This window comes from Bradyrhizobium sp. WCU1, from assembly GCF_053474805.1.
In genome coordinates, this window is record NZ_JBQPHM010000001.1 from 63,772 (window position 1) to 77,274 (window position 13,503).

At 61.8% G+C, this 13,503-nt stretch carries 15 protein-coding genes; 12 read left to right on the top strand and 3 right to left on the bottom strand.

The genetic code is table 11. The features are described 5' to 3' along the window. Positions 1-162 precede the first annotated feature (162 nt). Complete coding sequence (locus tag ACTUWL_RS35630) at positions 163-360, bottom strand: hypothetical protein (RefSeq protein ID WP_021078682.1); 198 nt, start codon at positions 358-360, stop codon at positions 163-165. A gap of 142 nt (positions 361-502) precedes the next feature. Between ACTUWL_RS35630 and ACTUWL_RS35635 the strand changes: the two genes are divergently transcribed. Continuing rightward, positions 503-808 carry a hypothetical protein gene (locus tag ACTUWL_RS35635; RefSeq protein WP_021078683.1) on the top strand — a complete coding sequence of 102 codons (306 nt, stop codon included), beginning with the start codon at positions 503-505 and terminating at the stop codon, positions 806-808. 120 nt (positions 809-928) lie between these two features. Here the strand turns inward: ACTUWL_RS35635 and ACTUWL_RS35640 are convergent, their stop codons facing one another. Beyond that, positions 929-1,825: an NAD(P)/FAD-dependent oxidoreductase gene (locus ACTUWL_RS35640; protein ID WP_021078684.1), complete on the bottom strand. Its 897-nt coding sequence runs from the start codon at positions 1,823-1,825 to the stop codon at positions 929-931. A 211-nt stretch (positions 1,826-2,036) separates the two neighbouring features. Further along, positions 2,037-4,478, bottom strand: coding sequence for a heavy metal translocating P-type ATPase (locus ACTUWL_RS35645; RefSeq protein ID WP_021078685.1), 2,442 nt, complete (start codon positions 4,476-4,478; stop codon positions 2,037-2,039). A 53-nt stretch (positions 4,479-4,531) separates the two neighbouring features. Between ACTUWL_RS35645 and ACTUWL_RS35650 the strand changes: the two genes are divergently transcribed. From ACTUWL_RS35650 to ACTUWL_RS35700, 11 genes are all read left to right on the top strand, one after another. Next, on the top strand, positions 4,532-4,807 hold the full coding sequence (locus ACTUWL_RS35650; RefSeq protein ID WP_021078686.1) for a metal-sensitive transcriptional regulator: 276 nt from the start codon (positions 4,532-4,534) through the stop codon (positions 4,805-4,807). Positions 4,808-4,891: 84 nt separating this feature from the next. Beyond that, a complete protein-coding gene (locus tag ACTUWL_RS35655; RefSeq protein WP_021078687.1) occupies positions 4,892-5,359 on the top strand; it encodes a hypothetical protein in 468 nt (155 codons plus the stop codon). Between the two features lie 77 nt (positions 5,360-5,436). Further along, positions 5,437-5,727 (top strand): hypothetical protein, encoded by a 291-nt coding sequence (locus tag ACTUWL_RS35660; protein ID WP_021078688.1) that lies wholly within the window; start codon positions 5,437-5,439, stop codon positions 5,725-5,727. A 9-nt stretch (positions 5,728-5,736) separates the two neighbouring features. After that, the gene (locus tag ACTUWL_RS35665) at positions 5,737-7,203 is read left to right on the top strand and encodes a TolC family protein (RefSeq protein WP_021078689.1); all 1,467 of its coding nucleotides are present in this window, start codon (positions 5,737-5,739) and stop codon (positions 7,201-7,203) included. Positions 7,204-7,213: 10 nt separating this feature from the next. After that, positions 7,214-8,587 carry a multicopper oxidase family protein gene (locus tag ACTUWL_RS35670; RefSeq protein WP_021078690.1) on the top strand — a complete coding sequence of 458 codons (1,374 nt, stop codon included), beginning with the start codon at positions 7,214-7,216 and terminating at the stop codon, positions 8,585-8,587. Between the two features lie 43 nt (positions 8,588-8,630). Beyond that, complete coding sequence (locus tag ACTUWL_RS35675; protein WP_021078691.1) at positions 8,631-9,128, top strand: cupredoxin domain-containing protein; 498 nt, start codon at positions 8,631-8,633, stop codon at positions 9,126-9,128. Positions 9,129-9,153: 25 nt separating this feature from the next. Continuing rightward, positions 9,154-9,456, top strand: a complete 303-nt coding sequence (locus ACTUWL_RS35680) for a copper-binding protein (RefSeq protein ID WP_021078692.1) — start codon at positions 9,154-9,156, stop codon at positions 9,454-9,456. Positions 9,457-9,531: 75 nt separating this feature from the next. After that, the gene (locus ACTUWL_RS35685; protein WP_021078693.1) at positions 9,532-10,518 is read left to right on the top strand and encodes an FkbM family methyltransferase; all 987 of its coding nucleotides are present in this window, start codon (positions 9,532-9,534) and stop codon (positions 10,516-10,518) included. Between the two features lie 297 nt (positions 10,519-10,815). Beyond that, entirely contained in the window at positions 10,816-11,157 is a 342-nt protein-coding gene (locus ACTUWL_RS35690) for a DUF305 domain-containing protein (RefSeq protein WP_035651170.1), read from the top strand. A 30-nt stretch (positions 11,158-11,187) separates the two neighbouring features. Then, positions 11,188-13,116, top strand: coding sequence for a DUF4396 domain-containing protein (locus ACTUWL_RS35695; protein WP_021078695.1), 1,929 nt, complete (start codon positions 11,188-11,190; stop codon positions 13,114-13,116). A gap of 28 nt (positions 13,117-13,144) precedes the next feature. Continuing rightward, a complete protein-coding gene (locus tag ACTUWL_RS35700) occupies positions 13,145-13,474 on the top strand; it encodes a four-helix bundle copper-binding protein (protein WP_021078696.1) in 330 nt (109 codons plus the stop codon). Positions 13,475-13,503 lie beyond the last annotated feature (29 nt).

Consider the following 13,503-nt stretch of genomic DNA (forward strand, 5'->3'; position numbering starts at 1 on the left):
TCACCAAGATTTGGCGATAGCTCCAAGGCGCGAGTAGTTTAGGGGCTAAAATTACAGCAGCGATCAGTTCGTCTTCTCGTCATAAATTCCGATGCGTCAGCGGTTTTATATAATAAGGGCGCGCCATTTGGCGCGCCCGATGGAATTCCGAGAGCAAGTGAATCACATTTTCATCTTGGAATGGTCCATGCCCTTCATGCCCTTCATTTTCTTCGCGTCGCTTTTGGCCTTCTTTTGCTTAATCTGGACAACTTCGGCTCCGGCGTTTGTCATGCCAGGTTGACTTCCGACCGGAAGGGCAACAGCCGCAGCGGCAGAACTGACGAAGGCGAACGCTATAACGAGCAACACCCTGTTCATATTCATCTCCGAGTTAATGATGATCACGTGAACCAATGCGAGACGTGTGAGGGAGTTCCCTCCATGCGAAGCGAACCGCCTGAGGGAACTTATTTCGGAGTGGCGGCTTTCCTCTCTACGATTACAAAGAGGGGAGGATCCTATGTCTCGTTTTCCGCTCATAGGCGCTGCGGCGCTGTTAACTATTGCGGTATGCGCTCCCGCCTCGGCTCTTCCTTTGGCGAAGATGACCACCGCTGCGCTGCCCGAACCGCTCGTGGAAAATGTTCACCTCATTTGCGACAGGTACGGGCGGTGCTACAATTCCCGACGGTATGTTCAGCGGCGCTACTACGTGCAGCCCGGCTATTCTAGTTATGCCTACGGTCCGGGATACGGTTATGGCTACGGTCCCGGCATCAGCTTCGGTTTCGGCGGCGGTTTCGGCCATCATCACCATCACTGGTGAGCGGGGTCTTATGTCCGGCGACGGTGCACACTTTCGTGGCTGCGCGCAGCAGCGCCGTCACCGTGCCTGATCGGCCTGACGATAATGGCACCGATCCTGGACGATAGCCCCACGAAGGGGCTATTCGCGCAGCGAGTTATGAATGGCTGTTGCTGCGGCAGCAGCGTGTCCCATTGCGACGCTGATTTGGTCGACACCCTTCGCGACGTCTCCCGCAACGAAAAAGTTCGCGACCGTGCTTCGCTGGTGCTCGTCGGCAACCACGCAGTGATTATCGAGAGCCGCTCCCAGTGCGCCCGCTAGAGATGATCGCGGGGCACAGCCTAAAGCCGAGTAGAGGGTATCGAACGCAAGCGTACCGTGACGGTTCATGGTGAGCCCAACGATCTTGCCCTCATCGATTTCGACTTGCGTGACCGCCTCTTCGACGGCCTTGATGCCGGCGGCATGCATTTTTTGCCGCTGCGCGCTATCGAGCCTTAGCGGCTCGCCCAGCGAGAACAGCGTGATGTCGGCCGTGTAGGTCCTCAGGAAAAGCGCTTCACCGAGACCGGTTTCGCCATGGCCGATGACCGCAATTTTGTGGTCGATCACTTCGTATCCGTCACAAATTCCGCAGTGGCGGATGAGGCCTTTCTGAACCGCATCGAAGAGGTTAGGAAGCGCCGGCTCCTTGTCGATCACGCCTGTGGCGAGCAGGACGGTTTGTGCACTGACTTGTGTGCCTTCGAGTGTTGCTTCAAACGTTCCGTCCGGCAAGTGCTCAAGTTCGGATACGGTGCCTGAAACGATACGCGCTCCATATTTCACGGCTTGCGAGCGCATACGGCCCACCAGTTCGCTGCCGGTTACTCCTTCCGGAAAGCCGGCATGATTATGTGATTTCGGAATCCAAAGGGCCCGGCTGGCACCGGCGTCCGCGACGACGAAATTGCGCCGAAAACGGCCCAGATATATTGCAGCGGTAAGGCCGGCAGGGCCACCGCCGATTACCAGGCAGTCGAGTTTGGTTGTCATCGTCGAACCTTTTCTACTGCATCAATGTCGAAAGACCCGTCACGGGTGTTCCTCTGCCCCGACGCGCCCTGGATTGCGAAATTGGCACAGCCGTCTGGGCCAGGTCCGAGATATTTCGCTTCGTACGGACCGGCCCCGACAATGAGGTCGGAAAGGAGAATGCAGCGTCATCGCGCTCCCCGCACTGCGGGGCAATTCAGCACTCTTTCAGCTATATCCGAACCGCTCGCAGCCGCAGCGCGTTGCCGACAACGCTCACGGACGAGAGCGCCATTGCGGCAGCGGCAATGACCGGGGAGAGCAGCAATCCGAACGTCGGATACAGGATGCCCGCCGCGATCGGAATTCCCGCCGCGTTATAGATGAAAGCAAAGAACAGGTTCTGCCGGATGTTGCTCATCGTCGCCTGAGAAAGACGCCGGGCGCGGACGATGCCGCCTAAGTCGCCCTTCAGCAGGGTGACGCCGGCGCTCTCCATCGCGACATCCGTTCCGGTACCCATGGCGATTCCCACGTCCGCCGCCGCGAGGGCAGGGGCGTCGTTGACGCCATCCCCCGCCATCGCGACGACGCGGCCTTCCTGCTGGAGCTTGCTGACGACGGCGCTCTTCTGATCCGGAAGCACCTCCGCCTCGACGTCTGGAATGCCGAGCCGCCGCGCGATCGCGCTTGCCGTCGTACGGTTATCGCCGGTCAGCATGATGACCTTGATGCCTTCGGCGGCCAGCAACTTCAGTGCATCCGGCGTCGACGCCTTGACCGGGTCGGCGATTGCCAGAATGCCGGCGAGTCTGCCGTCGACCGCGACGTTGATGACCGTCGCGCCGTCGCCTCGCAGCTTTTCCGCCTGCGTCTCCAACAGTTGCGTTTTAATGCCCGCGGATTTCAGAAAATTGGAGTTGCCGAGCAGGACCGACCTGCCGCCGACCTTACCCGTAACTCCCTTGCCGGTCGGGGAATCGAACTCCTGGACATCGGCGAGAGCCAGATTCCGTTCTTTCGCCGCCCGGACAATCGCGTCGGCGAGCGGATGTTCGCTGGACCGTTCGACGCTCGCCGCAAGCTTCAGAATTTCCGCTTCGTCGAATCCCTGCGCAGGGATGATGTCGACCACCTTCGGCTTGCCTTCGGTCAGCGTTCCCGTCTTGTCGACGACCAGCGTATCGACTTTTTCCATCCGTTCGAGCGCTTCCGCATTCTTGATCAGGACGCCGGCCTGGGCTCCGCGTCCGACGCCGACCATGATCGACATCGGCGTCGCAAGTCCGAGGGCGCAAGGGCAGGCAATGATCAGGACGCTCACGGCCGCAACCAGTCCGAACGCGAGCCGCGGCTCCGGGCCGAACAGCGCCCAGGCGCCGAAGGCGACGAGAGCCGCCGCAATCACGGCCGGCACGAACCAGCCGGCGACCTGGTCGGCGAGACGCTGGATGGGAGCGCGGGAACGCTGCGCCTGCGCCACCATCTGCACGATCTGGGAAAGAAGGGTATCACGGCCGACCTTCTCGGCCCGCATCACGAACCCGCCCGATTGATTCAGGGTGCCGGCGATCACCTTGGCGCCGCTCTCCTTGGAGACCGGCATGGACTCGCCGGTCACCAGCGACTCGTCGAGGGACGAGCGGCCTTCGATGATGACGCCGTCCACCGGGACCTTTTCCCCGGGCCGGACCCGCAGCTTGTCGCCGACGTTCAGGCCGTCCATCGGGACCTCTCGGTCCGCCCCGTTCTCGTCGACGAGGCGGGCGGTCTTGGGCGCCAGATCCAGCAGGGCCTTGATCGCGCCGGAGGTGGCCTCGCGGGCTCGAAGCTCCAGCACCTGGCCGAGCAGGACCAGAACGGTAATCACCGCAGCGGCCTCGAAATAGACCGCCACCGCGCCGCCGTGGCTTCGGAATGCGGACGGGAAGATGCCCGGCGCTACGGTGGCGACGACGCTGTAGGCAAAGGCGACGCCCACGCCCATCGCAATCAGGGTGAACATGTTCAGGTTTCGGGTGACCAGCGACTGCCAGCCGCGCACGAAGAACGGCCATCCGGCCCAGAGAACGACCGGCGTGGCGAAGACGAGTTGGATCCAGTTCGAGGGGTTTTGGTCGATCCAGCCGTGGCTGCCGACCAGATGGCCGCCCATCTCGAGTACAATGACCGGCAGCGCCAGCGCGAGCCCCACCCAGAAGCGCCAGGTCATGTCGGCCAGTTCGGGGTTGGGTTGGTCGTCGAGGCTGACCAGTTCGGGCTCCAGCGCCATCCCGCAGATCGGGCAGCTTCCGGGTCTGATCTGACGGATCTGCGGATGCATGGGGCAGGTGTAGACCGTGCCCTCCGGGACGTCGGCGTGCTGCGGCGCTGCGTTCGCCTTATCGAGGTATCGCTCCGGAGCGGCGGCGAACGTAGTTTGGCAGCCGGCCGAGCAGAAATGGTAGGTGACGCCCCTGAAGTCGAAGCGATGCTTGCTGGTTGCGGGATCGACGGTCATGCCGCAGACCGGGTCTACGACGCCGGCTCTGCCCGCAGCGTGATGATTATGGTCGTGCGCGTCTCCGCCCCCGCAGCACCCGCTCTTCTTGACCGGCGTTTCAGGACCGGCGGCGACCGCCTTTGACGAGCATCCGCATCCGCCTCGGGACATCGCCTTCTGTTCGCTGGCCATTTCGAGCTCCTTGCCTACTTGCAACCCATACCGTGTAGGGGTATATAAGACCCATGCGGAAAGACATCAAGGTATCCTGTCAGAAACGCCTCGGCCGGATCGAGGGCCAGGTGCGCGGCCTCTCCAAAATGGTGGACGAGGAGCGCTACTGCATCGATATCGTCACGCAGATTTCGGCGGTCCGTGCCGCGCTGCGACGGGTCGAGGAGGAAGTCCTGAGGGACCACGTCTCCCACTGCGTCGAACACGCCATCGCGAGCGGCGACAAAACAGACCAGAGGAAGAAGATCGCCGAATTAATGGCGGTCATCGGCCGGGCTGACCGATGAGCGACACCAAAAGTTCCATCTTGGCGGCCGCGATCTTCGCCGCTATGCTCCCGAGTGTTGGTGCGAAAAGGCGTTGATGTCTGCATGGTCGTCCGGTTGACCAGAACGAAGCGAACAAGGGCAGGGTGGCTGGTAGCCCTAGCCTATCTGCTTTGCGTACTGGCGCCGACGATCTCCTACGCGCTGCCCGGCGTCCACGCGCCCGCGCCGTGCCTGACGGACGAGAACCACGTTCCCGGAATGGTTCATGTCCATTCCGAGCCGCAACATTTGCACGACGACGGCCAGATCCATGATCATGCCGCTGCGCCGGCACATTCCGGCGGCGGTGACCATTCGATGTCGGTGGCATCGGATTCGAAGTCGGCTCCCGAAAAAGCTCCGCATAAATCCGGCGGGGAGTGCTGCGGGCTGATGTGCGTGACCGCTCTTCCGGCGAAGGTCGTCGACATCGTGACGCCTTCCGCTCCGACGGCGCTTTGCGAAGTCGAAGGTTACCTGAACGTCGCCGACAAGGCTCCCCCCCGGCACTATCGCCCCCCCATTTCCTGACCTGATCGAAGCTACGCGGTGCCGTGCCTGTCGAGGGCTCGCGCGCCTGTGGTCCATCGTCAGTTCAGGAAAAGATAATGTTTGCGCAGCTTGGGGCGATTCTCGCCGCCGTCCGGTCGGTGGTGAAGAGGATATTAGGCAATAGATTTCGGGCAATCGTGGGGATGACCGCCGCGACGTGGTCGCTCGGGGGATGCATTCCGACCGTTCCGCTCGTCGGTGCGGATCCGGCCGACCCGAACGTGCCGGTCGCCGGCGTCAGCTACCGCTCCGGCATCGCGCCCTACACAAGCATGCGGCCGACCGCGCCATCCGGCTGGAAAGAACAGAACCAGCGCGTAACTCCCACGCCCAAATCCGAGCAGTAGGAGGACGCCATGACAGAAACACTTTTCATCCGACTGCGACGCGCGACGGGCGCCACCGGGGCCAGAACGGCGTTATCGTCGCTGTCAGCCGCGCTGCTGCTCTCGGGTTGCGCAACGTTCTCTCCGGACGGCGGCATGACGGCGGTGGCCGACATCGCCGGCGGCACCATCAAGAAGGACGTGATCTCGATCCGGACCGCCGACGATGTCGTGGTCGCGAACGATGCGGTCAAGCGGCTGCTGCGCCGGACCCTGAACGTCGAAACCGCGGTCCAGGTCGCGCTCCTCAGCAACCGGGGCCTTCAGGCGGCCTACAACGAACTGGCGCTGGCGGAAGCGGACCTCGTCCAGGAGAGCCTGCCGCCCAATCCCACGTTCTCGATTTCGCGAATATCGGGCAACGGAGCCGTCGAGATCGAACGGCAGGTCGTCGGCGACATTCTGGCGCTCGCCACCCTGCCGTTCCGCTCGGAAATCGCACGTCAACGTTTCCGGCAGGCGCAGTTGCGGGCCGCCCTCGAGACGCTGCGGCTCGCCGCGGAAGTCAGACGGTCCTATTACCGCGCGGTCGCCGCCAACGAACTCATCGGACTTCTCGCGGACGCCAAATCCACCGCGGAATCCACGGCCCAACTAGCCCTCAAACTCGGCCAGACCGGATCGCTCAACAAGCTCGACCAGGCGCGCGAGCAGGTGTTCTATGCCGAGACCACGGCCGAACTCGGATCGATACGCCAGGAGGCGGCGAGCTCGCGGGAACGCCTCGCGCGTCTGATGGGGCTTTGGGGAAGCGACCTGGCCTTCCGGATTCCCGGCACGTTGCCGGCGTTGCCCCGGCATCCCTCGGCGCTCCCGTTGATCGAGGTCGATGCGGTCAGCCACCGCATCGACCTGCAGATCGCGCGGATCGAACTCGACGCCCTCGCGAAATCTCTCAATCTAACGGAAGCGAGCCGGTTCGTGACGCTCCTCGATGTGGCGGGGATCGACCGCAAGACGCGCGATCCCGAAAGTGCGCCCTTCCGCGAACGCGGCTTCGACATCCAGTTCCAGATTCCGATCTTCGACGGCGGCGAGGTGCGGGTCCGGCAGGCTGCCGAGACCTACAATAAGTCGTTCAACCGCCTGACCGAAAAGGCGATCAACGTACGTTCTGAGGCAAGGGACGCCTACCGCGTCTACAGGTCGACCTACGAAATCGCCGGCCAGTACCAGCGTGAAGTGCTGCCGCTGCGCAAGATCATCACCGAAGAGATGCAGCTACGCTTCTCGAGCATGCAGATCGACGTTTTCGCGCTGCTGACCGAGGCGCGCCAGCGCATCGCATCGCTGCGCGCCGGAATCGAGGCCAAGCGAGACTTCTGGTTCGCCCAGTCCGACCTTCAGACGGTCGTCAACGGCGGCGGCTCCGGAGAGTCCCAGAACCAACCCCGTCAGACCACCACCGCCCAGGCCGGCGGGGGCGGCGGCCATTAAGGAGACAATCATGCTATCGCGTAGAGGATTCATCGGAACGGCCGCGCTGATAAGCGCGAGCGCAGTGAGCGGCCGGGTGCAGGCGGCCAACATTCCGGAAGCGCCCTCCATGGAAAAGGCGGTAATGCAGCCGCCGCTGCATCCGACGTCCGGTCCGGACTATCGGCCGGTCGTGACGTTGAACGGATGGTCGCTGCCGTGGCGGATGAACGGGGACTGGAAGGAATTCCATCTCGTCGCCGAACCGGTCGTGCGCGAGTTCGCTGAGGGCATGAAGGCCTACTTGTGGGGATACAACGGGCAATCGCCCGGTCCGACCATCGAGGCGGTCGAAGGCGACAAGGTCCGGATCTTCGTCACCAACAAGCTGCCCGAGCATACCACCGTGCACTGGCACGGCATGATCGTACCGAACGGCATGGACGGGGTGGGCGGCCTCAACCAGCCTCACATCAAACCCGGCAAGACCTTCGTCTACGAATTCCAGATCAAGACGAGCGGGACGTTCATGTACCACCCGCACTCGGACGAGATGGTGCAGATGGCGATGGGCATGATGGGCATGTTCATTGTCCACCCCCGGGACCAGACCTTCCGGCCGGTCGACCGCGACTTCGTCTTCATCATGAGCACGTATCTCATCGATCCCGGCACCTATCTGCCGAAGGTCAACGAGATGACCGACTTCAACATGTGGACTTGGAACAGCCGCGTGTTTCCCGGCATCGATCCGCTGCCCGTCCGCCTCGGGGACAAGGTGCGCGTGCGCATCGGAAATCTCACGATGACCAACCATCCGATCCATCTCCACGGGCACAGCTTCGCGGTGACCTGCACAGACGGAGGCTGGGTGCCAGAAAGCGCGCAGTTGCCGGAGACGACGACCGACGTTCCCGTCGGAGCGGTCCGCGCCTTCGACGTGCTCGCTGACAATCCCGGCGACTGGGCGTTCCACTGCCACAAGTCGCACCACACCATGAACTCGATGGGGCACGACATGCGCAACATGATCGGTGTGTCGAAGAAGGATCTCGCCAAGGCTGTCGGCAAGCTTGCTCCGGACGCGATGGTGATGGGTTCGACAGGAATGGCCATGGGCGAGATGGAGATGCCGATGCCGGACAACACGCTCATGATGATGTCGGGCTCCGGCCAGTTCGGCCCCATCGAAATGGGCGGCATGTTCTCCGTCATGAAGATCCGGGAAGGAATGGCCCGCGACGATTACAAGGACCCGGGTCCCTACAAAAATCCGCAAGGCACGGTCGCATACGAAGTCGATGCGCCCGCCTCAGCGGCTCCCCGCCAGAACGGCGGCAAGGAGGAAGGCGGGACGACGCAAATGAAGGGCATGAAAGGAATGAAAGGCATGAAGGGCATGTGATCCGGACGCCTTTTCGAACTCAACATCAGACAGGAGAAGACTAATGAAGACCATCAATCAAGCCGTCGCTTCGGCAATCGCGGGTTTACTGCTGGCAGGCGGTACCGCCGTTTGGGCGGGCGAGGGTCCGGCCGGACATAGCCACAGCCACGACGAGACGTTCTCCGCGGGCGAGCCCGGCGATGCCAAGAAGCCCGCCCGGATCGTTCAGGTGACCATGGGCGAGATGGACGGGAAGATGATGTTCATGCCCGCAAAACTGGAGATCAAGACGGGCGAGCAGGTCAAGTTCATGCTCCGCAACAACGGTGAACTCGACCATGAATTCATCCTGGCGACGACCGCCGAAAATCTCAAGCATGCGGAGGCCATGAAGAAGAACCCCGACATGGAGCACGACGACCCGAACGGCAAGCGGCTTGCCCCCAAGAAGACCGACGAGATCGTCTGGAAGTTCAGCAAGCCCGGAGAGTTCGAATATTCGTGCCTGATCCCGGGTCATCGCGAAGCCGGCATGGTCGGTACGATCGTCGTCAAGTGATCCCGACAAAACCAAGGAAAACATCATGAAGAACAAACTTGCAGCAGCAGTTTTCGCCGTCGTTTTGGCAACAATTTCGACCGCGGCGTTCGCCCAGAACGCCATGGTCAACGGCGAGGTGAAGAAGATCGACGAGACCGCCGGCAAGATCACGTTGAAGCACGGCCCCATCAAGAATCTCGATATGGACGAAGACGGCATGACCATGGTCTTCCGGGTGCAGGACCCGGGGATGCTCAAGCAGGTCAAGGTCGGCGACAAGGTCCAGTTCGAAGCCGAACGGGCGACCGCCGGCATCACGATCACGAAGATGCAGAAGGGCAAGTAACCCCGGAACGGCCGGTGCCGCCGCGCTGCGTGAGCCGGCGGCACCGGGTCGAGAAGCGGACCTTGGAGGGAATGGATGGAGGCATCGTTGCGCCAGGCTGACGGAGTTGCGTCCGAACGACCGCTCGCTTTCGATCGCAAGAGCGGAAGGCTGAGCGGCGCCGGCGTGATCGACCGCGTTGCGGTGCTGGCCCTTCAGGCCGGATCCGTCATCACGCGACCTTACGGACATCGCGGCTACAGGCACGGTTGCAAGGCGGTCGCGACTGTCGTTGCCGATCGCGACATCATCGTCCGGTTGAACGAGGATGCCGACTTCGCCATCCCGTTCTGCGACGGATACTGGAGCAGAATGCTTAATCCGAGATACGATTATGAAGAGGAGATCGAAGCCTTCTTAAGGTGCGCGGCAGACCTCAGGTACTCCTTCGTCGACTGCGGGGCGAACTTCGGTTACTGGTCCGTGCTGGCGTCCAGCCGGCCTTTCGGCAGGCAGCCCACGCTCGCCATCGAAGCGTCTCCGGAAAACGCGAAACGGCTTGGCGCGAACGCGCTCCTGAACGGCGACCGTTTCCGATGGCTCAACGCCGCGGTCGGTGGACAGGCGGCCGGTTTTGTGAGGATCACGGGCGCAAGGCATGAAGCCTTGGAGACCCTCAGGCTGACCGAAAACGAGCCGGACGCCGTAACTGTCGTTTCGCTGGACAGCCTGGTTGCGGGCGGGCTCGTCGATGCATCGCTTCCGGTGGTGGTCAAGCTCGATGTGGAAGGCGTGGAAATCGAAGCGCTGACCGGCGCGGAACGGCTGATGCACCGCGATTGCGTGGTCATCTGTGAGGAGCACGGATCCGACACGACGCATGGCATCACGCGTCACCTCCTCGAAGAGATGTCGCTCAGAGTATTTGTGTTCGATCCCAGGGCGTGCCGGTTCAACCGTCTCGACGGAATCAAGCGGCTGGATTCGATCAAGAGGCATCCGTGGGTCGGCTACAATGTCTTCGCTACCTCCAGCGCATTGTGGGAAGAGCGACTGCTCGCTGCGACGTGGAGGTACCGATGATCGGTTCGACCCAGCTCGCATCGCCGCCGCAGCACGACAGGCTTAGCAAATACCCAGGCTGTCCGGAAAGTGCTTTTCCGCCCGCCGCGGCGACATGCCGTTGCCTGAAATTGCAGGAGGTCTGCCGCGCACGTCGGCCATGAATTCACTCTTATGGAAGATGCTCAGTCCGGCGAGGTCCTGTCGACAACGCGTGCTCGCGCTTGTGCAAACGCTCGTCGCCAAAGCCGGAAATGTCGTCGCCACATCCGCGGAACAACAATTTGTGCCGGCCGTTTGCGAATGTGTTTTCAAACAATGGAGAATGAGATGTCACGAAACATCCTGAAGATTTCGGCCGCGTCTGTCGCGGTGCTGTTTGCGCTATCGATGCCTTCGTACGCCGACGACGCCGGTCCGGCCTACACAAAGTCCATGGAAAAAATGAATGCCGACATGAAGAAGGGAATGGATCCCGACCCTACGAAGGCGTGGGCGAAGATGATGGTCGCTCACCATCAGGGCGCGATCGAGATGTCGCAGACGGTGCTGAAGGAGACTAAAGACCCGATGATCCGCGAAATGGCCGAGAAGACGGTCAAGGATCAGACCAAAGAGCAGACCATGCTCAAGGACTGGATCGGCAAGCACGGCGGCTGAACAGCCTGAACACCTGACCGCGAGGACTCCATGATCGCACTTCCCTACGATTATTTTCTGATCGCATGGTTCGTCCTCGCGGCGGGCTCTACGGCCTACGTCGCGTTCGACCAGTTCAACGGCAATCCCGAGCCGACGGTGATGAAGTGGGGTTTCATCCTGGTCACCCTCTACATGGGCCCGTTCGGATTGCTGCTCTACGTGCTCGCGGACAAGGAGCCCCGTCCAGGGGAGCATGAGCACTTCACATCGCCCCTCTGGAAGCAGGGCGTCGGGAGCACTATTCACTGCGTTGCGGGGGATGCCACCGGCATCATTCTGGCGGCGACCGTGACGGCACTGCTGGGCCTCCCGATGTGGATCGACCTTATCGTCGAATACATTGCCGGTTTCTCGTTCGGTCTGTTCATTTTCCAGTCCCTCTTCATGAAGAAGATGATGGGCGGCACCTATTGGGAAAATGTCCGCAAGAGCTTCATGCCGGAATTCATCAGCATGAACGCGATGATGGCGGGAATGGCGCCGACGATGAGCCTGCTGATGATGGGCCGCGACATGCGCGCCATGGATCCGCTCGAATTCGTCTTCTGGGGCGTGATGTCTCTCGGTGTCATGGTCGGATTCACGACGGCCTATCCGTTCAACGTCTGGATGGTGAAGAAGAAGGTCAAGCACGGCCTGATGACCGAACGGCCGGAGGCAGCCGGCCAACAACGCGACATGTCCGGAATGAAGTCCGAGACGGGTCAAATGTCGGATGAGCAGATGAGCCACATGGAGGGACATGGGGGACAACAGAAAGCAAAAAAGTCGGGCGACCGCGAAGCGTCCCCTGGCGGGGGCCATCAGATGGGCGGCGACGCGACGACTCCACAGTTGGCGGCGCTCGCCGGCGTGACGTCGTTCCTTCTGATCTCCGGAATGGTGATACCGGGGTTTTCCGTCAACCTCGGTCTCAGCGCCCGCGACGTCGACGGCTCCATCATGCCGCCGGGGATGATCAACACCTTCGATCTGCCCGGCGAGGCTATGAAGGACATGGCCGCCGTGAAGCCGCGTCAAGTCGCTTACGTGGCGGCGCCCGACGCGAGGGGCGACAAGGTCCTTGCGCCGCGCATCGAGAACGGGGTCAAGGTCTTCGACATCAAGGCCGAGATCATCCGATGGAACATCCTTCCGGACGTGGCGGTCGAGGCCTACGCGTACAATCGTCAGGTCCCGGGACCGCGGCTGCAGGTGACGGAGGGGGATCATGTCCGCATCAACTTCCGTAATGCGCTTCCAGAAAGCACCACGGTTCATTGGCACGGACTGATCGTCCCGAATGAGATGGACGGGCCGGCCAACGTCACCCAAGACCCGGTGCCGCCGGGCGGCTCCTACACCTACGAATTCGACGTGGGCCAGAGCGGCACGTACTTCTACCACAGCCACGATCATCCGGACCGCCAGCAGGCGCTCGGGCTCTACGGGGCGCTGCTGATCGCGCCGAAGGACCCCTCGGCCGAGGTGAAGGCCGACCTCGATTACGCGATCCAGCTACAGGAGTGGCTGAAGCGCGAATGGCTGACCTATCCGGCGATGCTGATGGAAGGGGCGCTTCCGAACTACTTCACGATCAACGGCAAGGCATACCCCTCGACCGACACGGTCGCCATGAAGGTCGGACAGACCATCAAACTTCGCTTCATCGGGACGAACAACAACTTCGTGCATCCCATGCATGTGCACGGCGGACCGTTCGAAGTCGTAGCCGTGGACGGGGTGAACCTCAAGGAAAGCGCGCGATACCAGGCGGACACAGTCAACGTCGGTCCCGGGCAGCGCTACGACGTGGTCTGGACGGCACGAAAGTCGGGCAAATGGCTGGTGCACTGCCACATCCCGCATCACACAGCCAACAACAACGTTGAGCAGCACGGCGGCGGCGGCCTGATGCTTGTCCTCAACGTCCAGTAGGCCAACGGAAAACAAAGGAGAGAATGAGATGAAGACGAGCAAGGAGATGCAGGCGTGCATCGACGAATGCCTGCGCTGCTACCAGATGTGTCTCGGGACGGCGATGACCCACTGCCTGGAGTCCGGCGGGAAGCACGTCGAACCGAAGCACATCAGACTGATGATGGCGTGTGCCGAGATATGCCGAACTGCGGCGCACTTCATGCTTCTCAATTCGCCTCACCATGCGCACGTCTGCGAGGAGTGCGCCGAGATCTGCACCGAATGCGCCAAGGACTGCGAGCGCGTCGGCGGGATGGACGACTGCGTGACGGCATGTACGCGTTGTGCCGAAAGTTGCCGGGCGATGGCAGGCTAATCGATGCCGTCTTTGCAGCCGGTCAGAAT